Annotated in this window: 29 protein-coding genes; 23 read left to right on the plus strand and 6 right to left on the minus strand. The window is 33.0% G+C overall.

The features are described 5' to 3' along the window. Positions 1–117: 117 nt before the first annotated feature. From ACSBO6_RS08160 to ACSBO6_RS08185, 6 genes are all read left to right on the plus strand, one after another. Entirely contained in the window at positions 118–294 is a 177-nt protein-coding gene (locus ACSBO6_RS08160) for a hypothetical protein (RefSeq protein WP_180233014.1), read from the plus strand. Between the two features lie 82 nt (positions 295–376). Beyond that, the gene (locus ACSBO6_RS08165; RefSeq protein WP_498844463.1) at positions 377–1,132 is read left to right on the plus strand and encodes an AAA family ATPase; all 756 of its coding nucleotides are present in this window, start codon (positions 377–379) and stop codon (positions 1,130–1,132) included. 563 nt (positions 1,133–1,695) lie between these two features. Continuing rightward, complete coding sequence (locus ACSBO6_RS08170) at positions 1,696–2,397, plus strand: NAD(P)-binding domain-containing protein (RefSeq protein ID WP_498844464.1); 702 nt, start codon at positions 1,696–1,698, stop codon at positions 2,395–2,397. A gap of 67 nt (positions 2,398–2,464) precedes the next feature. Beyond that, complete coding sequence (locus tag ACSBO6_RS08175; RefSeq protein WP_498844465.1) at positions 2,465–2,971, plus strand: cysteine hydrolase family protein; 507 nt, start codon at positions 2,465–2,467, stop codon at positions 2,969–2,971. 316 nt (positions 2,972–3,287) lie between these two features. After that, positions 3,288–3,533 (plus strand): hypothetical protein, encoded by a 246-nt coding sequence (locus tag ACSBO6_RS08180; RefSeq protein WP_098848205.1) that lies wholly within the window; start codon positions 3,288–3,290, stop codon positions 3,531–3,533. 208 nt (positions 3,534–3,741) lie between these two features. Continuing rightward, positions 3,742–3,948 (plus strand): hypothetical protein, encoded by a 207-nt coding sequence (locus ACSBO6_RS08185; protein WP_498844466.1) that lies wholly within the window; start codon positions 3,742–3,744, stop codon positions 3,946–3,948. A 111-nt stretch (positions 3,949–4,059) separates the two neighbouring features. Here the strand turns inward: ACSBO6_RS08185 and ACSBO6_RS08190 are convergent, their stop codons facing one another. Both ACSBO6_RS08190 and ACSBO6_RS08195 read right to left on the minus strand, forming a co-directional pair. Beyond that, positions 4,060–4,569, minus strand: a complete 510-nt coding sequence (locus tag ACSBO6_RS08190; protein WP_098848203.1) for a DinB family protein — start codon at positions 4,567–4,569, stop codon at positions 4,060–4,062. A 566-nt stretch (positions 4,570–5,135) separates the two neighbouring features. Further along, the gene (locus ACSBO6_RS08195) at positions 5,136–6,371 is read right to left on the minus strand and encodes an IS110 family RNA-guided transposase (protein WP_498843339.1); all 1,236 of its coding nucleotides are present in this window, start codon (positions 6,369–6,371) and stop codon (positions 5,136–5,138) included. 387 nt (positions 6,372–6,758) lie between these two features. Between ACSBO6_RS08195 and ACSBO6_RS08200 the strand changes: the two genes are divergently transcribed. Both ACSBO6_RS08200 and ACSBO6_RS08205 read left to right on the plus strand, forming a co-directional pair. Further along, positions 6,759–7,058, plus strand: coding sequence for a DUF1259 domain-containing protein (locus tag ACSBO6_RS08200; protein WP_098847236.1), 300 nt, complete (start codon positions 6,759–6,761; stop codon positions 7,056–7,058). Further along, a complete protein-coding gene (locus tag ACSBO6_RS08205) occupies positions 7,039–7,155 on the plus strand; it encodes a DUF1259 domain-containing protein (protein ID WP_098847234.1) in 117 nt (38 codons plus the stop codon). Before ACSBO6_RS08200 ends, ACSBO6_RS08205 begins: the two co-directional genes overlap by 20 nt. 406 nt (positions 7,156–7,561) lie before the next feature. Here ACSBO6_RS08205 and ACSBO6_RS08210 read toward each other — a convergent pair whose 3' ends face one another. Continuing rightward, positions 7,562–7,879 carry a DUF3221 domain-containing protein gene (locus ACSBO6_RS08210; RefSeq protein WP_498844467.1) on the minus strand — a complete coding sequence of 106 codons (318 nt, stop codon included), beginning with the start codon at positions 7,877–7,879 and terminating at the stop codon, positions 7,562–7,564. Positions 7,880–8,127: 248 nt separating this feature from the next. Here ACSBO6_RS08210 and ACSBO6_RS08215 point away from each other — a divergent pair, with 248 nt between their 5' ends. Next, a complete protein-coding gene (locus ACSBO6_RS08215) occupies positions 8,128–8,595 on the plus strand; it encodes a CarD family transcriptional regulator (RefSeq protein ID WP_098847225.1) in 468 nt (155 codons plus the stop codon). A gap of 339 nt (positions 8,596–8,934) precedes the next feature. Here the strand turns inward: ACSBO6_RS08215 and ACSBO6_RS08220 are convergent, their stop codons facing one another. After that, entirely contained in the window at positions 8,935–9,147 is a 213-nt protein-coding gene (locus tag ACSBO6_RS08220) for a hypothetical protein (protein ID WP_098847223.1), read from the minus strand. Positions 9,148–9,586: 439 nt separating this feature from the next. Between ACSBO6_RS08220 and ACSBO6_RS08225 the strand changes: the two genes are divergently transcribed. The 3 genes from ACSBO6_RS08225 to ACSBO6_RS08235 all read left to right on the plus strand — a co-directional run bounded on the left by ACSBO6_RS08225 (position 9,587) and on the right by ACSBO6_RS08235 (position 11,943). Further along, entirely contained in the window at positions 9,587–10,372 is a 786-nt protein-coding gene (locus ACSBO6_RS08225) for an extracellular solute-binding protein (protein ID WP_098847221.1), read from the plus strand. 25 nt (positions 10,373–10,397) lie between these two features. Next, complete coding sequence (locus ACSBO6_RS08230) at positions 10,398–10,874, plus strand: COG4315 family predicted lipoprotein (protein WP_098847218.1); 477 nt, start codon at positions 10,398–10,400, stop codon at positions 10,872–10,874. Positions 10,875–11,496: 622 nt separating this feature from the next. Next, on the plus strand, positions 11,497–11,943 hold the full coding sequence (locus ACSBO6_RS08235) for a hypothetical protein (protein WP_098847215.1): 447 nt from the start codon (positions 11,497–11,499) through the stop codon (positions 11,941–11,943). Between the two features lie 144 nt (positions 11,944–12,087). Here ACSBO6_RS08235 and ACSBO6_RS08240 read toward each other — a convergent pair whose 3' ends face one another. Continuing rightward, positions 12,088–12,969 carry a 5'-3' exonuclease gene (locus ACSBO6_RS08240; RefSeq protein WP_098847213.1) on the minus strand — a complete coding sequence of 294 codons (882 nt, stop codon included), beginning with the start codon at positions 12,967–12,969 and terminating at the stop codon, positions 12,088–12,090. Positions 12,970–13,209: 240 nt separating this feature from the next. Here ACSBO6_RS08240 and ilvA point away from each other — a divergent pair, with 240 nt between their 5' ends. The 8 genes from ilvA to ACSBO6_RS08280 all read left to right on the plus strand — a co-directional run bounded on the left by ilvA (position 13,210) and on the right by ACSBO6_RS08280 (position 22,764). Next, entirely contained in the window at positions 13,210–14,469 is a 1,260-nt protein-coding gene (gene ilvA / locus ACSBO6_RS08245) for a threonine ammonia-lyase IlvA (protein ID WP_098847245.1), read from the plus strand. Positions 14,470–14,715: 246 nt separating this feature from the next. Beyond that, positions 14,716–14,979, plus strand: a complete 264-nt coding sequence (locus ACSBO6_RS08250; protein ID WP_098847211.1) for an ArsR/SmtB family transcription factor — start codon at positions 14,716–14,718, stop codon at positions 14,977–14,979. 73 nt (positions 14,980–15,052) lie between these two features. After that, positions 15,053–16,153 (plus strand): alkene reductase, encoded by a 1,101-nt coding sequence (locus ACSBO6_RS08255; protein ID WP_098847208.1) that lies wholly within the window; start codon positions 15,053–15,055, stop codon positions 16,151–16,153. Between the two features lie 112 nt (positions 16,154–16,265). Next, a complete protein-coding gene (locus ACSBO6_RS08260; RefSeq protein WP_098847205.1) occupies positions 16,266–17,456 on the plus strand; it encodes an MFS transporter in 1,191 nt (396 codons plus the stop codon). 583 nt (positions 17,457–18,039) lie between these two features. After that, positions 18,040–19,233 (plus strand): glycine C-acetyltransferase, encoded by a 1,194-nt coding sequence (locus tag ACSBO6_RS08265; protein WP_098847202.1) that lies wholly within the window; start codon positions 18,040–18,042, stop codon positions 19,231–19,233. Positions 19,234–19,279: 46 nt separating this feature from the next. Next, complete coding sequence (locus ACSBO6_RS08270; RefSeq protein ID WP_098847199.1) at positions 19,280–20,242, plus strand: L-threonine 3-dehydrogenase; 963 nt, start codon at positions 19,280–19,282, stop codon at positions 20,240–20,242. A 146-nt stretch (positions 20,243–20,388) separates the two neighbouring features. Beyond that, the gene (gene tdcB, locus ACSBO6_RS08275; RefSeq protein WP_098847196.1) at positions 20,389–21,396 is read left to right on the plus strand and encodes a bifunctional threonine ammonia-lyase/L-serine ammonia-lyase TdcB; all 1,008 of its coding nucleotides are present in this window, start codon (positions 20,389–20,391) and stop codon (positions 21,394–21,396) included. 54 nt (positions 21,397–21,450) lie between these two features. Further along, positions 21,451–22,764 carry an APC family permease gene (locus ACSBO6_RS08280; protein WP_483295208.1) on the plus strand — a complete coding sequence of 438 codons (1,314 nt, stop codon included), beginning with the start codon at positions 21,451–21,453 and terminating at the stop codon, positions 22,762–22,764. A gap of 43 nt (positions 22,765–22,807) precedes the next feature. Here the strand turns inward: ACSBO6_RS08280 and ACSBO6_RS08285 are convergent, their stop codons facing one another. Next, positions 22,808–24,655, minus strand: a complete 1,848-nt coding sequence (locus tag ACSBO6_RS08285) for a dihydroorotate dehydrogenase (protein ID WP_098847190.1) — start codon at positions 24,653–24,655, stop codon at positions 22,808–22,810. A 199-nt stretch (positions 24,656–24,854) separates the two neighbouring features. Here ACSBO6_RS08285 and miaA point away from each other — a divergent pair, with 199 nt between their 5' ends. The 3 genes from miaA to ACSBO6_RS08300 all read left to right on the plus strand — a co-directional run bounded on the left by miaA (position 24,855) and on the right by ACSBO6_RS08300 (position 26,798). Further along, entirely contained in the window at positions 24,855–25,817 is a 963-nt protein-coding gene (miaA, locus tag ACSBO6_RS08290; RefSeq protein ID WP_483295207.1) for a tRNA (adenosine(37)-N6)-dimethylallyltransferase MiaA, read from the plus strand. 23 nt (positions 25,818–25,840) lie between these two features. Further along, positions 25,841–26,062 carry an RNA chaperone Hfq gene (hfq, locus tag ACSBO6_RS08295; RefSeq protein ID WP_056470298.1) on the plus strand — a complete coding sequence of 74 codons (222 nt, stop codon included), beginning with the start codon at positions 25,841–25,843 and terminating at the stop codon, positions 26,060–26,062. A gap of 109 nt (positions 26,063–26,171) precedes the next feature. Beyond that, entirely contained in the window at positions 26,172–26,798 is a 627-nt protein-coding gene (locus ACSBO6_RS08300; RefSeq protein WP_498844468.1) for an FMN-binding negative transcriptional regulator, read from the plus strand. Positions 26,799–26,807: the final 9 nt, after the last annotated feature.

Below are 26,807 nucleotides of genomic sequence, written 5' to 3' on the forward strand. Positions count from 1 at the left end.
TGCCCATGGTTTGGCTTAGTTAAGAAAAGGACTATTATCTTTAATATAGAATTAATAATATTAGTTAAAACATTTGTAAAATATTGGTATTACAGTAAAAAGGTCAGAGAGGATAAAATGATAAAATTTTTAGTAATTAGCTTAATCTTTGTTCCTGTTGTTATCATAGTCACAAATTCGAATTTGCAAAATATTAGTGTTTGGATACTTTGCTTGCTATTTGCACAAAGTGCTGTCTATTCCATTTGGGACTATGTCGTAAAAAGAAAAACGAATAAGAAACTATTAAACTAAAGCATTGTTTAGTTCAATATGACAAGTACCTCAAGGACATAATTATTTTAAAAGGTTTGAAGATAAAACGAGGTGTATATTTGTGAAATTAAATCAAGAATCTCAATACATTAGGTCTGTAAATCTTAAAAATGAGCAAATATATTCATATGATCAATTCCCGCTTAATCTCCCAGTCATTCGGAATTTTCAAGAAATAACGTTTCATCCGAGTGTTACTTATATTATTGGAGAAAATGGAATGGGTAAGTCAACATTACTTGAGGGGATTGCTATAGCTTTAGGATTTAATCCAGAAGGTGGTACGTTAAACTTTAATTTTTCTAGTTATGACTCCCACTCAAATTTGGATGAATATCTCAAAATAGTAAAAGGAGTAAACAGGGCAAAGGATTCTTTTTTCTTTAGAGCAGAAACTTTTTATAATATAGCAACCAATATAGAGGAATTAGATAAGCAACCATTCTCTGGTCCTAAGATAATTGATTCTTATGGAGGAAAATCATTACATGAACAATCTCATGGTGAATCTTTTTTCTCTGCATTTATGGAGCGTTTTCAAGGTAATGGTTTATATATATTAGATGAGCCTGAAGCAGCCTTGTCTCCATTAAGACAAATGTCGATGTTAGCTAGAATTAACGAACTTGTTAATCAAGGTTCTCAGTTTATTATCTCTACCCATTCTCCTGTTATTATGGCTTACCCGAATGCTAAAATTATTCAGCTTACAGAAAAAGGAATGAGTGAATCGAAATTAGAAGACACGAATTATTATTCAATTATGAAACAGTTTTTTGAAGATAGGGATCGATTATTGCACCATCTTTTCGAGTAAAGTAGTATGCTACTGCTAAATTCTTAATAAACTAATTCAACTAAAACAAGTATTAGTTGAACAACATGATCGGCACTACGTTTAATGTCGAAAAATTCAGGTAATTTTTATTTCTTGGGATGATTTCATCGATAGTTTACTTTTTACGACGATTTCGAATGTCACATTTAACAGCTATAAACAAGGTATGCATTAGACTGCTAGATTCATAAATGATCGCCCACTAAAATAAATTCACTGGTAACCCTTCGTCCTTTTTGTAGTTTCATAGGTTTGCTTGTTATAAGGGATCTAAGCCTAACCAGCTCTAATGCTTCAACAAATAGTGGGTGAACTGTTTAGTTGTGGTGGCCAAAGCCTCACGCATGCAACGTTCTACCCCGGCTATCATTATAAAAAAACATATAATACGAACACATTCATTAGTTAGAGAATAAAAGGTTGATACAGCCTTTTTATTTTGCCCTGAGGCAGTAAGGATATAAAGAAGGAATATACAATTAGAGTAAAGAACTTTAAGTTGTATGTAAAAAATAGTAATTTATATTAAAGGAGGAACTCTATTGAAACATCTTCTTTTAGGGAAACAGAACCGGATTGGCTTAGTGGGTATTGGAAAATTGGGTAATGCGTTGATGAAACATTGGTGTGATCAACAAATACCAATTGGCGTTTATCACCCTAATCAGTCAAAAGCTGAGCACTTCATTGCTCGTTATTCAAATGGATATCTAATTAAGAAAGAAGAAATTAATGAATTAAGTGTTTGTATTTTGGCTCTGCCTTCAGATTCTGTGGTTCCATTTATTTCTAAACTCGTTTCTCCACAATTCCCCCTTGAGAATACTTACTTAATCAATATGGCAACCGCTTTGAATACAAATGAGCTTAGTAGCAAATTTCCTGACTTATCTATTGCTGGTATGAAATATATGGGTCATTCCAACGACTTATATGAACATGGGGATGGATTATTTATTACAGAACATTCCTTACCTGATGGGATTTTAGCGTTATTTCGAGTTCTTGGAGAGGTGAAAAGAGACAGTGAAGAAATAGTAATGACAGTTAACAAGACTGCTACCTATCAAGCAGTCAAAGCAGCCATCGAGCTCGAAGAAGAGTTTGCAAAGAAAAACCTCCCAGTTGAATATAAAAACAGAGTCCTAACATCACTTTTTCCAGAAGTAGTACGTTCATACAGTAAGGGGAACCTTGGACATTTTGCAATCGAAATCGTAAATGAAATAAAACATAGAAAATAATGCTATTGTGGTAGTACTGTTCGCCAAGTAACTGACTTTTAAGATAGGTTTAAAGGAGGAAACAACAATGAGTAAAGTATTAATTGTAATGGATATACAAAATGATTACTTCCCTGCAGGAAAATTTCCATTATGGAATACAGATGCTACATTAACGAATATTGAAAATGCAATTCAAAAAGCAAATGACAAAGATATTCCTGTTGTACTTATTCAACATATTGCAGATAGCAGTTCTCCATTTTTAAACGAGGGAACAGAAGGTGCTGATATACACCCAACAATTAAAAAAGTTGCACCGAATGCTAAAATTATTAAAAAGGCATTTGCAGATGGATTCTATCAAACTAAGTTAGAAAGTATTTTAACTGAATTAGGTGCAACAGAATTATTAATTTGTGGTATGATGACACAAAATTGTGTTACCCATACAGCAATATCAAAAACAGCTGAGAAATACGATGTGAAGATTCTGTCAGATTGCTGCACAACAGTTAATGAAATGATTCACTTAATCGCATTACGTGCTGTTTCAACACGTGTATGTATCGTTCCATCAACGGAAGAATTCTAATTGTAAAGTAAGGATCCTTCAGAAATGATTTCTTCTATTTCTATCCAATTTTTGTATTATAAATGACCTACAACATTGCAGAATTTTTTTATAACTAATACATACAATAATTGAACCACCTAAAAGCTGCTTCGGTAGCTTTTTCTTATTCAAGAGATATTAGTTCATTAAAGAATATTAAAATATGTATATTAATCTTTAACGATAATGGTACGGGTAAAAAGGTGGTTCACAAACACAACTTCGTTTAAGAGTCGAACAATTTAAAAGTATTGAAGTTAGTAAAAACAAATAAAATAAGGAGGATAATTTTAATATGACAAGAGATGAGGCAAAACGAATCCTTTCAGAAGAAGGATTAAAATATTATAACTGGTTTTATCAAAAAGATATCGGTCCAAATGTGGTTCTAATTTATAAAGAGGATACTAAGTGGGTTGTTTGTGCAACTGATGAGAGAGCGAGTATTGTAGAAACATCAATTGCCCATTATGGTAATGAAGAAGAGGCATTAGATGATTTTATTAAACGAGTAAGACTGGAAAAGATATTAAAGCCATGAATATAAAGTAGAAAACTAACGCAATGAGCTTCTATCTCCTGATTTAAAGGAACATCAAAAGAATTATCTGAAAGTCTATTAAAAAAAGGCAAATCTAATTAAAAAAACATTAAATTCACATGGTTTGCAATAATTGAAGGAATTTGTCTAGAGGAAACTACCAAATTAAGTTGAATTTATTTATAAAAGACTGAAAGGTGGTAGTAAAATGACTTTACTAAAAGCAAAAAAAAACGAAACCTTAATGGATCTTTTGGTAGTTAATGGTCTAATGCGTGACCAAATAAAAAAACTAACTGAACATGACTCTGCGCTGATGGATAAGGAACTTTTATTAATCGTACAAAAGCTGGTTTATTTGGATAGCAAAATGGCAGATATGTTAAGCGCTTTGTCAAAAGAAAAAACAGAATGACTACTCCTATCGGCAATAAAAAAAGGACCTTCTAAGAAGATCCTTTTTTGCTGTTTATTCAACTAACGCACCCTATATAACAAATTAGGTTTTTTCATTAATAGAAAAGACTTATAAGTATTTATCACTAATCACTTTCATATGGTGTAACTCGTGCCCGGCAATGCCATATGCAATGGTACCTAACGAAACTGGACTGTTCATTACAGTTCCATTACGATCCCACGCTGCGTCATCGATTGTTGAAATAAGGCTTAACGTGTTGGAGCGTACCGTGTCTAAACCAGCTAGTAGCTGCTCCCAGGATAATTTGTTGAAGTTTGCCGCAGAAACGTATTGATCCTGATCCATTGCTGGGAGTGGTGCACTTTCATTTCGTGCAATGGCAAGCATTCGATACGACATCACACGTTCCGAGTCGGTCATATGCCCAATCACTTCTTTTAAGGTCCATTTCCCTGGTGCGTACGCCTTCCTTGCTGAGTCCTCTGATACGCTGCTTAAGAGGGTAATGGTCTTAGTTCGTTGCTTACTAAGTATTTCTATAATATCTCCATCTGGCACAAGACTAACATACCTATCATGCTCTGGATTTTCAATAAATAATGGTCGTGGACGCACAAGAATCCTCCTCATCGGAATAGTTAATTATGGTTCTAGGCAAATATTCGACTGTCAGGAAGATATTTCCTTTATTTTTGATATTTAATTTTATTACGGCAAAATAATTGCAAATTAAACAACTTTTTCGATACATATATTTTGAATTTTTTATGCAACTAAAGCTTGCATTATTTGTATAACTTGAGTCGTTAAATGTGACTCTTTTTTTATTCAACATAATGGCAGATTATTTGAACAAGGTGATTTATAATTTTTATCGAACTAATTAACTAATTAATAAAAATATACAACGAGAGGAAGTTAGTTTATGGGGTTTATTTTATCGTTAATACAATTCATTTTTGTGCCTTTTTGTCTTGCTGCAATTACTTATTTTTTATCTGAAATTTTAAAAGAGTTAAGAAGTAGATAAAAATACATATTCAACTAAACCAGCTAATAGTTTGTCAATAATTTTCAATAAAAAAATTTTGGGACTCATGTTATACTATTTTTGACATGCCAAATAATCTTCCACTTATTCAAAAATTGGAAGATTATGGTAATTGAAGTTGATTCAGATTTTAAGCTAGATCTTGGAAAGTCGTTTTGCTTTTTAACAGGGCATAAATCCAATGTAATAGTTTGTTTATACAAGCAATAACTGTTACTCTAAATGGTTTTCCTTCTTCACGCTTTTTATCATAAAATTGTCGCATTCGCTTATTTCTTGGGATGATTTCGTCTGTTGTCTTATTCTTACGATTATCACGAATTGCACACCGAACAGCCATAAATAACGCATGTCTCAATCGACTAGAACCACGTTTTGTAATACGGTTTCTACTGGCTGTGAATTTTCCAGATTCAAAGACACTCGGGTCAACACCAGTGAAAGCCACAAGTTTTTTAGGATTATCAAACCGATCAATTTCACCAATTTCAGAGATAATCGTTGCCGCGATTTTTTTTCCGATACCTGGAATCGATTGGATGATAGTATATTCTTCAATTTCTTTGACGAGGACATCTATCTCTGCTTTTAAATTGGATAGATGTTCTTTGTATTGAAGAACCATTTTAATATGCATCTCAAGCGAAATAATAAGGCTCCTATAAAGATTTACTTGAAACGGATTTTTTTCAGCCGCAGTAATTAAAAGCTTAGCTCTTTCGTTTGCCCATTGTTTAGAACGACTAGTACATAAAGATGCGATTCGTTTAGCTAGTTGATCTTCACCTGCTTGTAACACAGCTTCAGATGAAGGAAACTCCAGTAAAGTTAAGAGTGAAACATTAGAATACAAATCTCCAAATACACCTCGATATTCAGGAAACACTTGATCTAGAATCGCTAAAAAATGTAGTTTTGCCTGAGAACTAATACCTGTTAAATGATCGTGCTGTCTGGTTAAATTTCGCAGGTTTAGTAACTGTGCACCACGTTTTTTATGTGGCTCTAACTCTTCTTTGTAATATAGCTCGCAGAGGTGGTACGCATCGATGACATCAGTCTTAACCTTTCTTAAGCTCGAACTTTTAGCTCGATAAGAGATTAATGGATTAATAACGATGTAAATATAATTTAAGCTATCTAAGAACTGCATAACTGGAGAATGGTAATGTCCTGTCGATTCCATTATTAATACTGGTTTTGAATTGGCTTTTTCTTCGATACTCTGTAAAAATTGATGTAGCTGCTTAAACCCTTCAACTGTATGTGAAATTTTAAAACTTTTTTTAGAAGGAGTCTTTCTATCTAAAAAAGCTTGTATTTGACTTTCTCCTTTTGCGACATCCAGACCAACTACTGGATTCATAAACTATCTCCTCCTAAAACTATTAAATTTATCGGTTCCCCAAATACTCCCTTATAGTGTCATAGGTTCGCTTGTTATTCGGGATCTTTGTCCCAACCAGCCCAAAGCATGTTTCTATAAGTAGGGGGTGAACTGTTTAGTTGACGGGGTCTAAGCCCCACTAATGCTTCGTTCTGCCCCGACTACTTAATCATAAGACCATATAAAAAATGGTCAACCAGTAAATAAAACTGGATGACCTTATAATACGAACTAATGCTTTAGTTGAAAAACATGGGTTGCTTCGGCGGCTCTTTTTTGTGCAACCAAATGGCAGGTTAGTTGTATAAGAAAGTTATCAATTAGGGATTTTAAATAATTCCATTTTCATTAAAGGAGAGTTATTTTATGCCCCTAATGTCTCTATTTAAATCCAGAATAGTAACAGTTTTTTTAGTTGTAGTTTTAATCTCTGATTTTTCATTCACTAGCGTTACTGACGCGAAAAAATCTGATTCTCCTTACTACTCAGGTTCAAGAAATCTTTTACCTGAATGGCAACTTGTAGAAAAAGAAATTGGAAGGACAGGTGTCATGAAACCAGATGAAATCTTTTATATAAGCCTTCCACGGAATGATTTGAAAGTAACTGTTAAAGATAAACCTATTCGTTCAGGATTAGCTTTAGGTGGCTGGGTGGCTTTTTAAAAAAAGTCAAGCAATGGTAATTGGTGATTTAGTTCTTACGGAAGAGGAAAGTCAACCAGTCATGAGTGAACTATTTAAGCAAGGAATCAGCATATAAAAAAGAAAGTAAACTAAAATTGTGGGTGCCGATAACGAAAAAATTATGGTGTTTAGTAATAGGTGGCATCCTTATAGGAATAACTAATTTTAACTTCAAGGTTGGTGAAAAAATGGGTAAAAATAAGAATAACCAATTAAAGAATAATAAAAATGCTCTACCAACAAAAGCAGATGCAGAATTTGCTGGAGAAAATGGACTAAAAGCTCAAAAAAGTCACAATAAGTAAAAAATAGGAACTTAAACATTGGAATTAATAGATGGCGATGCTTTTTGATGGCATCGCCTTTATCTTGTTGGACTTACGAGGTAGTCCAACAAGGACATTACTTTTCATTTAAAAAAAGAGTTAAATATATTCAACTAAGCATACGTTAGCTCATTAAGTTTGAAAATTCTATTGGTTTCATTTTGGAATTTCAATATGTAATGCCTTAGCTTGAGCAGGATATGATTCTCTTATACCCCCGTCAATCCAGACAACAATTTCCTGGCCTTCTTCGTATTTTTTTATATTGTCATTTTCGTTTAATGTTACCCATATTAAACCAGTTTTTTTATCATCGACTAAAACTCGTTTCCCATTGTTATCGATCTTAGAAATAACACCTTTAACATCAACTTCTCCTTTAACATCAACTTCTCCTTTAACATCTTCTTTATGACCAATGTGAGTACAAGCGGTAAGGAGAAAAAAAGTTAATATAAATAACAATTTTTTCAATTCGAATCATCCTTTGGAAGATTATTTATACTATCTATTAGTTTTCTTCGCATTTAATAAAATTCCTTCTACAGATAGCCTAACAGTTCTTTCAAGCCTTGAACTTGTTCAACTAAAATTAAAAAAATACTAATAAAACCAGTTTATTATTGACGAGAAATATTTAATAGTGATAAGATATTTATTTTGACAAAAATATAATAAATGTTATGCTTAAATTGGTTAGAAATTAAATGGGGGTGTAGAATATGTTTGAAGTTGGTGATAGTATTTTTTATCCAATGCAAGGGGCCGGTACAATTGAATCGATCGAAGAAAAAGAAGTGCAAGGTGAAATACAGCAGTATTTTATTATAAGATTACTCTTAAAAAATATGGAAGTAATGATTCCAATTTCAAAAATGGATATTTCAAGAATTCGTATGGTTGTGGACTCACATACAATCGACAATGTATTAAATAATTTTCATAATGGAGAATCTGATCATTCTCTTTCATACAAACAGAGATTTAAGCTAAATACAGAGAAAATGAAAACCGGTAATATTGAAGAAGGTGCAGAAGTAGTACGTGATTTATTGCGTATAGAAAAAGGAAAATCTCTTAATTCAAGTGAAAAACAGATGTTAGGAAATGCAAGTAAATTATTAATAAGTGAACTTAGTTTAGTTAAAGGGATTACAGATATTCAAGCAAAAGAACTTTTATTCAGTTGAAAAATAATCTAGTAAACTTCTAGTAATGTGATTAGAATTTCCAATTTTTAATTCAAACTCCTTATTTTAAGAAGACACAACCACCCCGATTGTTCTTCAATTTTTTTCCCCTTTTAATGCCCATTAATAATTCACTAAAAAAGCATCCAAATTTTAATTGGATGCATCAGTGTGTCTACAAAGTACAAAAAATCTGATTTTCAGACTGATTGCAAGCGCTTGTCTTTCGAGGCGCGAAGCCTGGTGAGGAGCTTAAGTTACCCTAGATGGTAATGAGCACCGCAGACAGGCGAAGCAACGAAGAAAGCGAGCGTTTTCGGGCAGTCTGAAGCATCCAATTTAATTGGATGCATACTTCAAAATTCCACTTAAAAAAATTGATTCATCAAGTTGTGTGCAATCTTTTAGTTTAATTTTTCCTTCTAGTTCGAGTTCTTTGGCCAGTTTTTCAATCATATTTATATCATTTTCTAAGGAATTTTTAATGTTGATTAAAAAGTAATTCCCTCTTGTTGCAAGTCGAAGGTTCTTCAATAGACTCTCTTTATTCATTTTCACATCTCCCTTCTAATTAGTTTAATTCGACACAAAAGAGGGTTTGTCCTGTAAATTCATGATAGTGATTTACTATAAATTGGATATCTATTAGAAAGTATTAGGAAGAATAACATAAATTTAATGCGCACTCATACTGCATATCAGTCCTATCGCGTTTTATTCAATTAGAGAATCCCGTTCTAATTCTTCTTTAATGTCTTTTATTACAATAAAAACCTACTTTGTATTCAATTATTATTCAATCCTCAAATCATAATTAATTACTCAAACTTCGAACCTAAATATAGAGGCTGAAGTTTTGAGTCAGTTATTTACTCAAAAACTACAAAATACTCCGCAGTGAAAAAATCTTATAAAAAAATAAATTATATCAAACCCTTTTGTGTTTTCTCCCGTTATCTATAGTGATACTTGTAAAAAGAGGGGGAAAGAAATGAACAAAACCGTTTTTATTACTGGATTATTATTAATGATGGTAGTGTTACTTGGGTTTTCGGAAACTGTGGATTTGAAACAGGCGCAGGCTAGCCGAAATAATGATGAAGTCGTAAATGTTTACGGACCAGGAGGACCTCTTGGGCCAATGAAAGAGCTGGCGGAACGGTTTACAGAGGAAACTGGAATAAAAGTAAATGTAACTGCTGGTCCAGAAGCAAAATGGATTGATAAAGCCAAACAGGATGCTGACATTATTTATGGAGGCTCCGAGTATATGCTTCGTGACTTTATGCTCAACTATCCAGGAATGATTGATGAAAAAACACGTATTGAGCTGTATCCGAGAACGGCAGGCATTTTAGTCAGAAAGGGAAACCCAAAGAACATTCGAACGTTGGAGGATTTAACAAAAAATGGGGTTAAAATTATTGATGTGAATGGTGCAGGCCAGCTTGGACTGTGGGAGGATTTGGCGGGAAGAAAAGGTCTTATTCCTGGAATTGACCGCAATATTGCTATTTCAGTAAAATCAAGCGCGGAAGCCATTGAACACTGGAAAGCTAATTCCAAATATGATGCTTGGATTACATACGAGTCTTGGCATTATCGGTTAAAAGACGATACAGATTTGGTTCAGCTTCCTGAAGAAGACAAACTGTATAGGGGAACACCTATTAGTATGACGAATGATTCGAACAATAAGAAAAAAGCAAAAATGTTTATCGACTACTTAAAAACAGAAACTTCACACCAAGTTTTTCAAAAATGGGGATGGAAATGATAACTAGTAAAAGGAGTGGTTGAAGATGAAAAAATGGATGTTTGTTTTATCCATTTTTGCAGTTATATTTGTTTTAGGCGCATGTGGAAATGAAGGGGCAAATGGAACTCAAAGCGAAACTGATGTAGCATCGGAAACCGTTGCTAAAGAAGACGTTGCAAGTTTGCAATTGTTTAAGAATGAAGTTGTCGGTGAGTATCTAACTGATACAGAGGGAAAGGCGCTATACTATTTTAAGAATGACGTATCCGGAAAAAGTAACTGCACTGGTGATTGCTTAGCAAAATGGCCTCCATTTACAGAAAAGGAATTTGAAGTGCCGGATGGATTCAATAAAAAAGACTTCGGTACGCTTACTAGAGAGGATACTGGGGCGGAGCAGGTAACGTACAAAGGATACCCTCTGTACTACTTTGTGAATGACAAAAAAGAGGGTGACGTAAACGGCCAGGGTGTGAAAGATGTATGGTTTATTGTAAACAGTGAAACATTCTTTCAATAAATATAAAAAGGATCAGAAATTTTCACAAGGGTGATGGTTCCTATTCATCACTTTATTGTAAAGGTTTAACCAATTATAAGGAAATCAATGGTGAGGAGTTCAGGTACGATTGAAGAACAAACGTGATGACAAATTTATTGTAATTGCGGATTGAGAAGTAAATTGTTAAAAAATCGGGCGCGCTTCTTAAGTTAGGAGGTGTGTTCTTTTTAAGGTGACATTAATCAAATAAAAGAAATTAACTACTCAAAATCAGAGAGAATCAATTTGAAGAAAATTGGGACGGACCGATTATACCTTAGGCAGTTGATAATAGTTATTATAAACGAATTGTCGAGGGTGCTCTCTGATCTAGTATCAATGTAATACTATCCTTATCCTTTTTACGAAGAGCAAGTGGAAAATTGGATTCTATAGAAAATGGAGAATTATTCTGGAAATAGGTAATTGAACGATCGATGCGTTAGTTGACTAAAACGAGTTCCTTGTAACTCGTTTTTTTATTGAAGTTTATGGCAGTTTAATTTCTTAAGAAAAGGATTTTATGGTATTAAACAGTATTAAAATAATAAGGTCAACATATTTGATAAAAATACCCGAATTGTTAGGAGTGTTTATTAATATGCCTATTATTAAAACGGAAAAGAAAAGTAGTTTAATAGCTCTTGTGATTTTGTTCGTTTTTATGATTGGAATAGTAACATTCTACATTCCTATAGTCCAAAATACATATAACAAAATTAGTATTCAACGAACTAAGATTATTACTAACGTTTCAAAAACACTTACAAAAGATGAGATTTATAAACTTGAACGTAATCAAAGAATTTCAGCTAACAAATTTGAGAAAGAAAATGAATGGTTGTCTAAAGAAATGCAAAAAGGTGCAACAATGATCGAGTTTAACTATGACTTTATGTATGATCATCCTGAATACGATTCAGTTAAAATATCTTTTACTTTAACCAAATACAAAGTTGATGGGAAAACAATTGAATTCATTTCGGATGAAGGAAAAATAACAAAAATTCATTCGAAAAGTGGTTGGAAAGATTATCATACTAAATAATTTGTTATTGAACTAACTCATCAGTAGTTGAATCTTATTTTTAGAGCAGGATTTAACTGAGTCAAATTAAAAAGAACACCACTTTTTTTAGATATTCTAAAAACTGTAGTGTTCTTTTATTATACTTTTTTAAAGCATTTACTTTTATCGCTTCACACGAATTTCCAATTCCTCAAGCTTAAGTGATAATTTATCCTCATCAATATTTATTTTTAAATCTTCGAATGTATATTCAGCAAAATGTGGTATATCAATTGTAATGGCAGAAAGCTCCTTACTAATAAATGTAGAGTCCTTACCTGCTTCTAATTTCTTTTTGTAGCGATTAAATTTAGAATCAAGATTTTCCATATTCTCGTATAATTCTTCAACTGTGTTATAAAGTTGAATTAATGGAATAGCCGATTTTTCGCCTACTCCAGGGCAACCTGGTATATTATCACTAGAATCACCTAATAAGGCTTTTACATCAACCCATTGTTTCGGATGGATTCCATAATCATTATTAAAGTGCTCTAGTGAGTAAACAATTTCACCGGTTTTTTGAGCAATAATTTGCGATGTATGTTCATTTATTAATTGTAGTAAGTCCCTGTCATTACTATAAATATAGCATTTATTTTTAATCGTTTCAGACCATTTATTTGATAACGTACCCATTAAATCATCTGCTTCATATGGTGCCATTTCTAGTTGGGCAATTCCGATTTCTTCTAATGCTGTTTTTAAAGTGAAATATTGTTCGATAAGTGGCGTTGGTAGTTCTCCACGAGTTGCTTTGTAAAAATCATATTTATTTCGACGATCAGTTTCTTCGCGTTTAACATCCCAAGTAATGGCAAGATGAGTAATGTCATGCTCTTTAATTAAGTTAAAAAGCTTTGGAATAAATACTCTTAATGCATTTATATAAACTCCATTTTTCGTCTTAGAAAGTTGTTCATCACTTCTCCCATAGGAGGTTGCAAAATAGCCTCTACTTAATAAGTTAAAGCCATCTATTAATAATAAAGATTGATTTTCCATTTATAAATCACCTAATATCTATTTATTTAATATGAAAATGATAGCATATCCAACCCAAAATGATAACTAGAGTATTACTGCCAATTCGAATGAAGTACCGATCTTAAGCACATTTTATTTTATTTTATTTATTCATAATGACATAAAATTTTCGTTAAAAATTGAATTTTCTGTTTATTAATTAGGTAACTTTTACTATAATGGAGTTTAAATAAAAAAATGCAAAGGGTAGGTAGTTATATGGAGAAGGTAAAAAGTACTGTAAAGATTGAGGATATTTTAGTTGCCTATAATACATTGAAAGAAGTTACGAATAAAACACCTTTGCAGATTAGTACAATGCTTAGTGAAAAATATAATTGTAACGTATTTTTAAAGCGAGAGGATTTACAAATAATTCGCTCATTTAAGCTTAGAGGAGCATATTACAAAATTAGTAACTTGTCTTATGAAGATAGACAAAAAGGGGTTGTATGTGCAAGCGCAGGTAATCATGCTCAAGGCGTAGCGTATACATGTAATCAATTGCAGGTGTATGCGAAAGTATTTATGCCATCAACAACACCGAATCAAAAAGTATCTCAAGTGAAATTTTTTGGTGGACCATTTGTTGAAGTGATCTTAATTGGTGACACCTTTGATATTGCCCATCAAAATGCGCAAGCTTATTGCGATGAAAATCAAATGACATTTATTCATCCATTTGATGATCAAGACGTAATTGCAGGGCAAGGTACTGTAGCAGTTGAAATATTAAATGAAATTGACCGTCCAGTAGATTATCTATTCGTCGCAATTGGCGGAGGTGGATTAAGCTCTGGTGTTGGAACTTACATAAAAGGAATTAGTCCTTCAACTAAGGTGATTGGAGTAGAGCCGCTAGGTGCTGCTTCAATGGCCGAATCAATTGCAAATGGAAGAGTTGTAACGTTACCTTTTATTGAGAAATTTGTTGATGGAGCAGCAGTTGGCCAAGTTGGTTATTTAACATATGAAATCTGTAGAGAGGTAATTGATCAAGTAGTCGCTATTCCTGAAGGAGAGATTTGTACAACGATTTTAGAGCTTTATAATAAAAATGCAATCATTGCAGAACCCGCTGGAGCTATGTCTGTATCAGCTTTAGAATTATTTAAAGATGAAATAAAAGGAAAGAACGTCGTTTGTATCGTATCTGGTGGAAATAATGATATAGACAGACTTCAAGAAATAAAAGAAAGGTCTTTAATTCATGAAGGACTAAAACATTATTTCATCATCAACTTCCCACAACGATCTGGCGCATTACGTGAATTTCTAGATAAAGTATTAGGACCAAACGATGATATTACGAGGTTTGAATACACAAAGAAAAACAATAAGGACAATGGACCAGCACTAGTTGGAATAGAATTGGCCAATAAATCCGATTACAAAGCATTGATTGAGCGAATGAATTGTCATGAAATTCAATTCATGGAAATAAACAATAACCCAACATTGTTTAATCTACTTATTTAAACTACTTAATCTTATCAAATATTATAGTGAAAAAACCTACAAGATAAATAATTTTCTTGTAGGTTTTTGAATTTTGTTACAAATGGAATAGGTATATTTCCAAGTGAAATCAACACTATAAAATTAAGTGATAGCTAAATTTCTTTTATTTATGAATTCACGTCTCTTGACATCATAAATTAGTTAAAATACAATATTTCTAGAAATACTGAAATAAGCGCTCGTCTTTGAAAGGAGGTTAAAGTGGTGAACGATGATCTTGCAGTAAAAGTTTATAAGGCATTAGGTGAATCCACTCGTTTACAAATTGTTAAAGTACTTGCTAAGCAATCTGAATTAGCTTGTATCGAAATGAAAAATCAAATAAAAGTATCGGCCAATTCTACATTGACACATCATTTAAAACCATTACTGGATTGCGGCTTGTTAACAGTTCGCAAAGAAGGGACCTTCAGATACTATAGTTTACAACGAGAAGTTTTGGAAAAATATGCACCCGCTTTACTTTAAAAATAAAGCGGTATAATTTTAGTTTATATTTCAGTATTTATAGAAATACCGAATAAGAAAAGGGGAATTGAATATGAGCTTAGTAAGCAATGGAGGTACTAGTTGGGGAAAATTAGAAAAGGGTCTAGAAAGTAAACTTTTTGAACCAGTAAAAATAGGTGCATGGAATTTACGTAGTCGTACTGCAATGGCGCCATTAACAAGAAGTTTTGCTAATGATCAAACGGGTGTTGTTGGAGATGATGTTGTTGAATATTATCGTAAACGAGCTACTGACGGCATAGGGCTGATTATTTCTGAGGGAACAGTTATTAGTCCACGTGGAAAAGGATATCCAGGTATTCCGGGTATTTATTCTAAAGATCAAATTAAAGCTTGGAAAAAGGTGACTGATGCTGTTCACAAGGAAGGTGGCACAATGATTTCACAAATCTGGCATGTTGGACGATTATCTCATCATGAGCTTGCTGGAAATATGCCACCACAAGCACCATCAGCGATACGCGCTGAAGGATTAGTTTCTCGTTTTCGTAAGCCATATGATATTCCTGAGGAAATGACTACACAGGATATTAGGGATGTAATCAATCAATACGCTCAAGCTGCTAAAAATGCCATTGAAGCTGGGTTCGATGGAGTCGAAATTCACGCTGCACATGGATACTTGATCGATCAATTTAATTCAGATGTTACAAACAATCGGACAGATCAATACGGTGGTGATCTACCGCAAAGATTAACTTTCATGAAGGGAGTAATAAAAGCAGTTATTGAAGCGATTGGTACTGATAGAACGATGATTCGCTTTTCTGCACATAAAGCAGATATTCCAGGCTATATGTGGGAAGATCCGGATTATGCAATACGTACATTTATTGAAGCATTCAAAGAAGTAGGTGCAACTTTATTACACCCTTCGATTATGCAATTTGATCGTATACTTGCAGATGGTAAAACGATGCATCAGCTTGTTAGAAAGTACTGGGATGGAATAATTGTTGGAGTTGGATCATTAAATCCAGAAATGGCTGAAAAGGCTATTAATGAAGGAACAATTGATATTGCTGCGTTCGGGCGTCCAATAATTTCGAATCCAGATCTTTTACATCGTTTGAAAAATGGTGAAGCAATTGAAGAATATGATGTTAAAAAACATTTAAATGTTCTAGTCTAAGCCTTTTTTTGAATAGATAGTAGGAAGGAAGCTAATAAAATGGCTTCCTTAAATAGTGCTTAATATTTCGGTATTTATAGAAATATAAAATTATGTTGGAAGGAATTAAATTATGACGAATAATGGGAAAATTTATATTTTAGCAATGATTAGTTTTTTAGTTGGAACTTCGCAATATGTTATTTCTGGTATTTTAGATAAAATGGCCATCGAATTAGGTATTTCTATTGAAGCTGCAGGGCAATTAATTACGGTGTATTCATTGATTTATGCCATCGGTACACCGATTTTAATGGCTGTATTAGCTAAAATGGAACGTCGAAAATTACTTTTAATTTCTTTAAGTGTATTTATAATAGGTAATTTATTAGCAGTACTTGCACCTGGTTACGGTTTATTTATGGTTGCACGCATTATAATGGCGTTAAGTGCAGGGGTTACGATTGTAACAGTACTTAGCTTGGCTGCAAAAATTGCTCCAGCAGAAAAAAAGGCAAGTTCAATTGCCACTGTTGTCATGGGATTTACTGCTTCACTAATTATTGGGGTCCCAATTGGTAGATTTATAGCAGCTGCTTATGATTGGAGATTCGTCTTTCTTGGAGTTGCTATATTTGTTTTAATCTCTTTAGCAATTATCGTTAAAACAATTCCACAAACTAAAGGAGATCAACCGATACCGTTATTGCAGCAAATCGCATTGTTTAAACAACCAAAAATCGCATTAGCTTTATCCATTACTTTTTTCTTAATGAGCGGATATGGGATCGTATTTACGTATTTATCACCGTATCTTATTCAAACTACAAACATGAGCGATCACGTTTTAAGTTTTGCGCTATTAATACTAGGTATCGCTAGTTTATTCGGATCAAAATTCGGAGGATTCAGTGCAGACCGATGGGGAATTACACTTACATTAAAACGAGGATTAGTTCTTAATATTTTATCGATTTTATTATTATCATTCATCACCAGTTCAATCTATTCAGTCATCATTATCCTTACATTATGGTCATTTACTGGATGGTCATCTGGTGCAACACAACAATTTAACTTAGCAACAATATATCCTAAATCATCTGATGTTTTATTAGGTTTAAATCAGTCAATGATGCAATTAGGCTTTGCCTTTGGTGCAGCAATCGGAGGGCTAGCAGTGAGTCAATTGTCGATTCGTTCAATTACATGGATCGGTTCAATTCCTGTTTTTGTTTCATTAATCGTAACAGTTGGATTATCACGTTATTTAATGAATGAAAAGAAAATCAGACAGGGTGTTGGCACTCAAATAAGAGCTTAAAGGTTTATTGATAGTTAGTTTTGTGAAAAAATATTTTTTATGGGCTGTCTTATTGTCGAGTTATTGACAATAGGCGCCCCTTTTTAATTTCTCGTTTTAAAAATAAGTATCTCAACTTTACATATTTTGAGACAAAATACTGTAACAAATAGATAATAAACGTAGTTTTCGGAAATTATTTGCAGTTCACTTTTTATTTGTAGGATTTCATCATTGCATTTAATTGCAGCATTTCTTGTATTGTTCAAACTTAAATAGGCATGATTCGTTTTTTGCCCTTTCTTAACAACTAGATATTTTATTACAAAAACAAAATGAATAATATACGAATTATATGAATTTTTATAATAATTGAATTTCAACCTTTTTCGAATAAAAGTATTCCTAATGCATTGTAACCGATTTATAATTGAATTCGGAAAGCCTCAAACTATACTTGTCATTAATACATAAAAAAATTTTCTTTAACAAAAATGGAAAATAATAAAACGATAATTTTTTATATTTATTTCATAATAAATAATATATAAAATGGGGGCTTACTCCTTTTAGATAAATAAACATAATTAAGGAGCTGGTATTTATGTCAAGCAAGACATTAGAAGCATTTTTAACTCCACAATTAACTGAGTTAAAAGAGAAAGGCCTCTATAATGAGATTAACTCTTTAGAAGGTTCTAACGAAGCTACTATTCAAATTAGTGGTAAACAATTTATTAATTTATCTTCAAATAACTATCTTGGTTTTGCGACTCATCCTCGCTTAAAACAAGCTGCTATTGAAGCGACTGAAAAATATGGAGTTGGTGCAGGAGCGGTACGTACGATTAATGGTACGATGGATATCCACGATCAACTTGAAAAAGCGATTGCTGAATTTAAACATACAGAGGCTGCTATTGCATTCCAATCTGGTTTTAACTGTAACATGGGTGCGATCTCTGCAGTAATGACAAAAAAAGATGCAATACTATCTGATGAATTAAACCATGCTTCAATTATCGATGGTTGCCGACTTTCTGGGGCAAAAATTATTCGTGTAAAACACCAAGATATGGATGATTTACGTGAGAAAGCAAAAGAAGCTACAACTTGTGGTTTATATGAGAAAGTTATGTACATAGCAGATGGTGTCTTCTCAATGGATGGAGATGTAGCAAATATTCCTGAAATCGTAAAAATTGCTGAAGAATTTGGCTTAATTACTTATATCGATGATGCTCATGGTTCTGGCGTTATGGGTAAAGGTGCTGGAACAGTAAAGCATTTCGGATTATCAGATAAAATTGATTTCCAAATTGGTACACTTTCTAAAGCAGTTGGCGTTGTAGGTGGATATGTAGCAGGTTCACAACAATTAATCGATTGGTTAAAAGTACGTGCACGTCCTTTCTTATTCTCTACTTCTTTAACACCAGCAAATGCTGCAGCTTGTATTGAAGCAATTCGTATTATGTCTGAAGAACCAGAAAAAATCGAAAAGCTTTGGGAAAATGGTGATTACTTAAAAGCTGGTTTATCAAAGCTTGGATTTAATATTGGTGAGTCTGAAACACCAATTACACCATGTATTATTGGTGACGAAAATCTTACACAAGAGTTTTCAAAACGTTTATACGAAGAGGGAGTTTATGCGAAGTCAATCGTATTCCCAACAGTACCACTTGGAACTGGTCGTATACGTAATATGCCAACAGCTGCGCATACTAAAGAAATGCTAGATGAAGTTTTAGCTATTTATGAAAAAGTTGGTCGTGAATTAAACGTTATAAAATAATTTTAATCATTAAATTCGATATTTTTACTATAAGGTGGACTAAGGAATGAAGAAAATATTAATTACTGGTTGTTTTGGACAAATCGGTTCAGAATTAACTATGCGTCTTAGAAAAGAATACGGTGTTGAAAATGTAGTTGCGACAGATATTCGCCGTCTTGAAGGAAGTCCAATTTTAGAAACTGGTCATTTTGAGATTTTGGATGTAATGGATAAAGAAAAAATGTTAGAGATTGCTAAAAAATATGAAGTTGATACGTTCATTCATTTAGCTGCTCTATTATCTGCAGTTGCAGAAGCAAAACCTACATTAGCTTGGGACTTAAATATGGGTGGATTAGTGAATGCTCTTGAAGTAGCGAGAGAATTAAACTTAAAATTCTTTACGCCAAGTTCAATCGGTGCTTTTGGCCCGTCAACGCCAAAGGATAACACACCACAAGATACAATCCAACGTCCAACGACAATGTATGGTGTTACAAAAGTAGCTGGTGAATTATTATGTGATTATTACTTTGAAAAATTTGGAGTAGATACTCGCGGCGTACGTTTCCCAGGCTTAATCTCTTATGATACAGTGCCTGGTGGAGGTACTACTGATTATGCTGTTGATATTTATTATGAAGCATTAAAAAATAAAAAATATACTTCATTTATTGGTGAAGGAACATACATGGATATGATGTATATGCCAGATGCAATCGATGCAATTATTAAGTTAATGGAAGCAGACCCTTCAAAACTTAAACATCGTAATGCATTTAATATCTCAGCGATGTCATTTGAACCAACTCAAATCGCGGCATCAATTCGTAAATTCATCCCTGAATTTACATTAGATTTCGACATTGACCCTATTCGCCAAGGAATTGCTAATTCATGGCCAAATTCAATTGACAGCTCTGCTGCAAAAGAAGAGTGGGGCTTCGATCCGAAATATGATTTAGATCGTATGTCTGAAGATATGCTAAATAAATTAGCTGCAAAGTTAAACGTAACTCAGGCTTAATAAAAGAAGGAGACACAAGTCTCCTTCTTTTTTATTTTCTCCACCTATACTAATCCCTGTTTTTGGTATTTTGTTAAGTAATTTGACACAAACTTAACATGTATCAATTGATTAAATTAAAATGCTGAAAAAAAGGAAGTTAGAAAATGAATAATTTAGATCAAAAGGGATTACCACTAACGATTAAAGACATTAAAACTGCATATGAACTTTTAGAAGGGAAGGCTCGTAAAACACCTTTAGTAAAATCATTTTATTTAACTTCAAAGTCGGACGGAGAAATTTATTTAAAACTTGAAAATATGCAATTAACAGGTTCTTTTAAATTTCGAGGTGCATTTAATAAAATTTCACATTTAAATGAGGAAGAAAGAAATAAAGGAGTTATCGCCTGTTCAGCAGGGAATCATGCACAAGGTGTCGCTTTATCATCAAAGCTATTACATATAAAGAGTAAAATCATCATGCCTAAAACTGCACCAATAGCAAAGGTTGATGCAACAGAAGGCTACGGATCAAATATCATTTTATACGGTGACACATTTGATGATGCGAAAGACTATTGTGCTAAAGTACGTGATGAAACTGGTGAAACATTCATCCATCCATACGATGATATTCACATTATGGCTGGTCAAGGAACGATTGGTATTGAAATTTTAGATGATCTTTGGGATGTTGATACAATAATTGTTCCAATTGGTGGTGGAGGTCTTATTTCGGGTATTGCAGTCGCATTGAAATCATTTAATCCAACAATAGACATTATTGGTGTTCAAGCGGAGAATGTACATGGTATGAAAGCATCAATAGACGCTGGGGAAATCGTAAGTAACTATATTGCACCAACAATAGCCGATGGTTGTTCTGTAAAGGTTCCAGGTAAATTAACTTTTGAAATTGTAAAAGAATTAGTAACTGAAATCATTCTTGTTAGTGAGGATGAAATAGAAGTCGCAATGAAGGATTTACTGCAGCGCGGTAAAGCAGTAGTGGAAGGTTCAGGTGCGCTTGCGACAGCAGTAATTTTATCAGGTAAAGCTTCAAAATATATAAAAGATAAAAAAGTAGTGGCAATCATATCGGGTGGAAATGTTGACCTGAAAAGAATTTCTAGTGTTTGTGAACATTTCTTTGGAAATGAAGTAAAGTGATTTTTAAAGAATGGGTGAGTGATCCGATTGTCGGAAAATAAATTAAGAAGAGAAATGGGATTTATTGCAGCTTTAACGACTGTAATTGGTACGGTAATTGGCGGTGGAGTTTTCTTTAAAGCAACAGCTGTTTATGGCGCAACTGGTTCTGCAAGCTTAGGTTTATTAGCATGGATTATTGGTGGCATCATTACCATTTGTGCTGGTCTATCCGGCGCTGAGCTTGCCGCAGCAATACCAAAAACAGGAGGAATGGTTGCCTATTTAAAGCATACCTATGGAGATTTAACTGCTTATTTACTTGGATGGTCTCAAACGATCATTTATTTTCCAGCAAATATTGCCGCGCTTTCGATTATTTTTGGCACGCAAGCAGTTTCCATATTTGGTGTCTCAGCTAATTCTAATCAATTCACCGTTACGATGATTGCTGTAGTAACTGCAATTTTTATCACATTCATGAATTTTTTAGGAGCAAAAACTGCTGGTAGTATTCAATCACTTTTTACGTTTTGTAAACTAATACCGTTGGCGATTTTGATTATATTTGGGTTATTACATGAAGGAAATGTGACTTTTCAGCTTTTTCCAATTGAAGTAGGAAATGATCGAAGTTTTTTTCCAGCACTTGGTTCAGGTTTACTTGCTACGATGTTTGCATATGATGGTTGGATCCTCGTAGGAAATATAGCCGGAGAAATGAAAAATCCTAAAAATGATTTGCCAAAAGCAATCGTATTTGGTTTAGCAGCTGTAATGGCGGTGTATCTATTGGTTAACATATCCTTTTTATTTGTATTAACCGCAATGCAATTAGCTAGTACATCTACACCTGCCACTGAAGTTTCAAAAGTGTTATTCGGTAATTTTGGAGGAAAACTCGTCTCGATCGGAATTTTGATTTCCGTATTTGGTACAATAAATGGCTATACAATGACTGGTATGAGGGTCCCTTATGTATTAGCTAGAGAACAAAAACTTCCATTTAGTAGTTGGTTTGGTAAATTATCTAAAACTGGAATTCCATATAATGCAGGTCTATTTATCCTAATAGTTGCCATATTTATGATGTTTATAGGTGGATTTGACCTATTAACGGACATGTTAGTATTTGTCATTTGGATCTTCTATACATTAACATTTATTGCTGTTTATATTTTACGAAAACGGGAACCAGATCTGAACAGGCCATATAGAGTACCTTTTTTGCCTTTAGTACTCTCAATCGCAATAATTGGGGGAATCTTTATCGTCGTTAATACACTTATGACGCAAACTATTTTAGCATTTTGGGGAATTGGCTTAACATTAATAGGGCTTCCTGTTTATTACATACTACGGAAAAAACATGTTGTAATAGATGATTGAAAAAGGTAGGAGAATCTCCTACCTTTTATACTGATAATTGAATTTATAGCTGTTTGCTTATTTTAGAAAAATTTTTGTTCCTATGATTCATTTTAACATTCAAAAATCTATAGGAAGTTATGGCTCCAATCAATAAAAACAAACTGGCAATGATTGGTGGTAATAAATGATAAAAATCAGTATACCCAATCATAAAATGGACTGCAAACGCAGTTATCAGTGCAGGTAGGCTTCCGAACAATAATGTGAACCAAATCCAATTTTGATTTTGTCTGAATCCCCACAATGAAATCATAAGTACGAGTAAGCCGACACTTACTAACCCTCCTCCAAAACCAGCGCGGTCATGTGAGATAACAGGTATTAAGTGTTGATTAAATGCATTCAAACCAGAAGGTGTTATACATAAATAATTCAAATCTGTTTTAACAAAGGTAGTAGTGACGCCTATATAGGAAATAACACATCCTCCGAGTATGATTGAAAATCCTAGAATAATATAAAATAATTGTCCAATTAAACTAAGTTTCCAAGCGGAATTATTTGTTAAATTCTCAGATTCCGGACTTCTATTTATACTTTTTGTTTTAAAAAAACCAATTAAGAATGGTATTAATAGAACGACCCAAAATAAAGCGTGTAGCCAGTCAAAGTAACCATATCCTATAAAAAAGAGTATTGCTAAAAAACCTACGAACGCACTAGTGTCGCTTGCTTTCTTTGCCCAATGATATTGATGTTTAATACCATTTCTGGCTAATGCCATGAACAATATTCCACCCGACATAATCGTCCCTGAAAGTGTCATCCGATCATGTGACATAAAGGGGAGAATTCGATCATTAAACTGTGTAATTAACTGACGATTAATCGTTAAAAAGTGCTCATCATAGGGAAGGACTATGGAAGTTAAACTAATAAATAGAGCAAGTAATCCGCCCATAAACATAAAAAGCCCAAATAAAAAATACCAAATCCAACCATTATTTGTACTAGTGTTTGCTTTTTCCCTTTTATGCAATATTGCTTCATTGATCCGCTTTGGTAATCCAGGACCACTTAGTACATATCCATGAGTCAAAAATACTAATGTTGCTCCAGCATCGATTAATTCGATTGCATCAATCGGTTCAATCACTCCTCCTTTTGTAAAAATAGATATCTCAAACTGATTTGATTTTAATTTTTGAATTGAATGAATTAAGTTATTTTTTTGTTCTAAATCAGTAGAAATTGGAGGTTCTTCAATTAATATTGAACTAAATGGGAAACTTTCTTGTTTAAGCAAATCGTCTATTTCATTTGGATTAATTGATAGACAGATCGGTTTAGTAGAATCCCACTTATTTTCTACTAAATCCTTGGCCAAATCAAACTCTAAGATGAATAAATCTACAAAATCAGAAAGCCTTGATTCAATCAGTTTAAATTCATCAAAACTCCCAACGATTCTAGCAAAAATGGGCGTTTTCTTATGTATTTTTGAAAATTTATCTACTATTTGTTCGATGGTTAATACATTATTTTCCTCTATTCCAATTAATTGATTATGTTTCAAATCAATGAGGGGACTATTGTTAGTAGCAGTGTCACTTATCGAAATAGGTCCAATTTCAATCACACCAAATCCTAAATTCATAAAAGCACTTGTCCCAGACAGATAGGGGTCAATTTTAGAGGCCAAGCCAATTTGATTTTTCATTTTCAAATGATGAATCTCTTTTTCAAGGGAATTGTCCGTGTTTAAATGACCAAGAAATTCGATTAGACTTGGACCAAGTGGCATAATTGAAATTTTATTCATGCTTTGATGAATAAATTCTCTTGAAAGCTTTGAAGGAAACTTTGAGAGCAATGGTTTAAAAATTGTATGATAAGACCAATCAGGCATAGTATGACCTCATTTTCTTTCAGATTACATCTAGTTTACTTTGACAAATAGAAAATGAAAACACTTTCTTTCAAAAATGTGAATTAATTCACAACACATTGGAATTTTTGTATAAATATGGTATAAATAAAAAGAGTTATCTACTTTCAAAATTAGTGGGATAAGTAAGGAAAAGGTTGTATAGAAAGGCGTATATGTGATTACAATGGTAAATATGCAAAAAGTGATAGTGATCGTTGGTCCTACAGCAGTAGGGAAAACAAAGCTAAGTATTGAACTTGCAAAAGCTGTTGATGGAGAAATCATTAATGGCGATGCAACACAAGTTTATAAAGAATTAAATATTGGTGCAGCTAAAATTACAGAAGAAGAAAAGGAAGGAATTCCGCATCATTTAATTGATTTCCTTGATCCAAAAGAATCTTTTACAGTTGCTGATTTTCAAACTTTAGCTAGGGAAAAAATTAAAGAAATAGCTAATCGAGGTAAAATTCCAATTATTGTTGGTGGTACTGGATTATATATCCAAAGTGTTTTAACTAAATATGAATTTGCTGAGCAAGAGGGTGATGAGCTTTTAAGAAACCAATTAGAGGGTTTTGCGATGGCCTTTGGGAATAAAGCTTTACATGATCAATTAAAAGAAATTGATCCAGAAAGTGCAAAGCAAATACATATGAATAATGTCAGAAGAGTAATCCGTGCAATTGAAGTTTTCAAACTGACAGGGCAAAAATTTTCAGAGACCGCATTTAAGAAAGAGCCAGAGTATTTATATGATGCAGAAATCATCGGATTATCGATGGATCGAGAGCTACTATACAAACGAATTAATTTACGAGTTGATCTAATGTTGGAAGAAGGACTAGTAGAAGAAGCAAAAATGCTCTACGACAAAGGTATTCGAAATTGTCAATCTGTGCAAGCGATTGGCTATAAAGAGCTTTACGATTATTTTGATGGAATTTTAACGAAAGAAGAAGCAATCGATTTAATTAAACAAAGCTCAAGAAGGTATGCAAAAAGGCAAATGACATGGTTTAGAAATAAAATGAGCATTCATTGGTTTGAAATGAATGGACATAATTTTGATATAAAAAAACTGGAAATTTTAGCTCTACTTGAAGGAAAGGGCTATTTCATCTCGAATAAATATATGTAGAGGTAGAAGAGGAGGAAAAGGACATGAAAACATCAATCAACATTCAAGACCAGTTCTTAAACCAATTACGTAAAGACAATCTAGCGGTTACAGTATTTTTACTTAATGGATTTCAAATTAAAGGGAAAGTAAAAAGCTTTGATAACTTTACGGTATTATTAGATGTTGAAGGTAAACAACAATTAATATATAAACATGCAATTTCAACGTTTGTACCATCAAAAAACGTTCAAATTGAAATGTAAAATAAATTGAAAAAAGAGCATTGATCTTATGGTCAATGCTTTTTTAATTTTCTATTGTAATTTGAATTCGATAATATTATTATGTAAACTAATGGGAAGGGGAATACAAATGTATGTTCCAAAAGAATTCACAGAAACGGATCTAAATCAATTAATAAAAGAAATGAAGAAAAATAGCTTCGGAATATTAGTATCAAATAATGACGAAGCAAAAATAGAAGCAACTCATTTACCTTTTATCATTCAAGAAGCAAAAGAGAGTTTAATAATCATTACACATTTAGCTAAGCCAAATCCTCAATGGAAAACGTTGAATGGTAAGGAATGTTTAATCATCTTTCCAGGACCACATGCATATGTTTCTGCTTCATGGTATGAAGAAAAAAATACAGTTTCAACTTGGAACTATACAGCAATCCATGCTTATGGAAAAGTAATAACGATTGAAAATAAGGATGAGATGAGAAAAATCGTTTTAAAAACGACTGACTATTTTGAAAAAGGACAATCAAAACCTTGGAAATACGAAGATCACTCAGATTATGTTGAAAAACTACTTTCAGGAATTGTTTGTTTAAAAATAGAAGTAACAGAGTTAATCGGAAAAAAGAAATTAAGTCAAAATCATTCGATTGAGAGAAGAGAAAAAGTAATTGCAGCTTTGCAAAATGAAGAAAAATATTCTTCGAAAGAAATCGCAGAACTTATGAGAGCAAAACTAAATACAAGTTCTTAAAAACACCGA

Source organism: Bacillus sp. AL-1R, from assembly GCF_052180195.1.
Taxonomy (GTDB): Bacteria; Bacillota; Bacilli; order Bacillales; family Bacillaceae_G; genus Gottfriedia.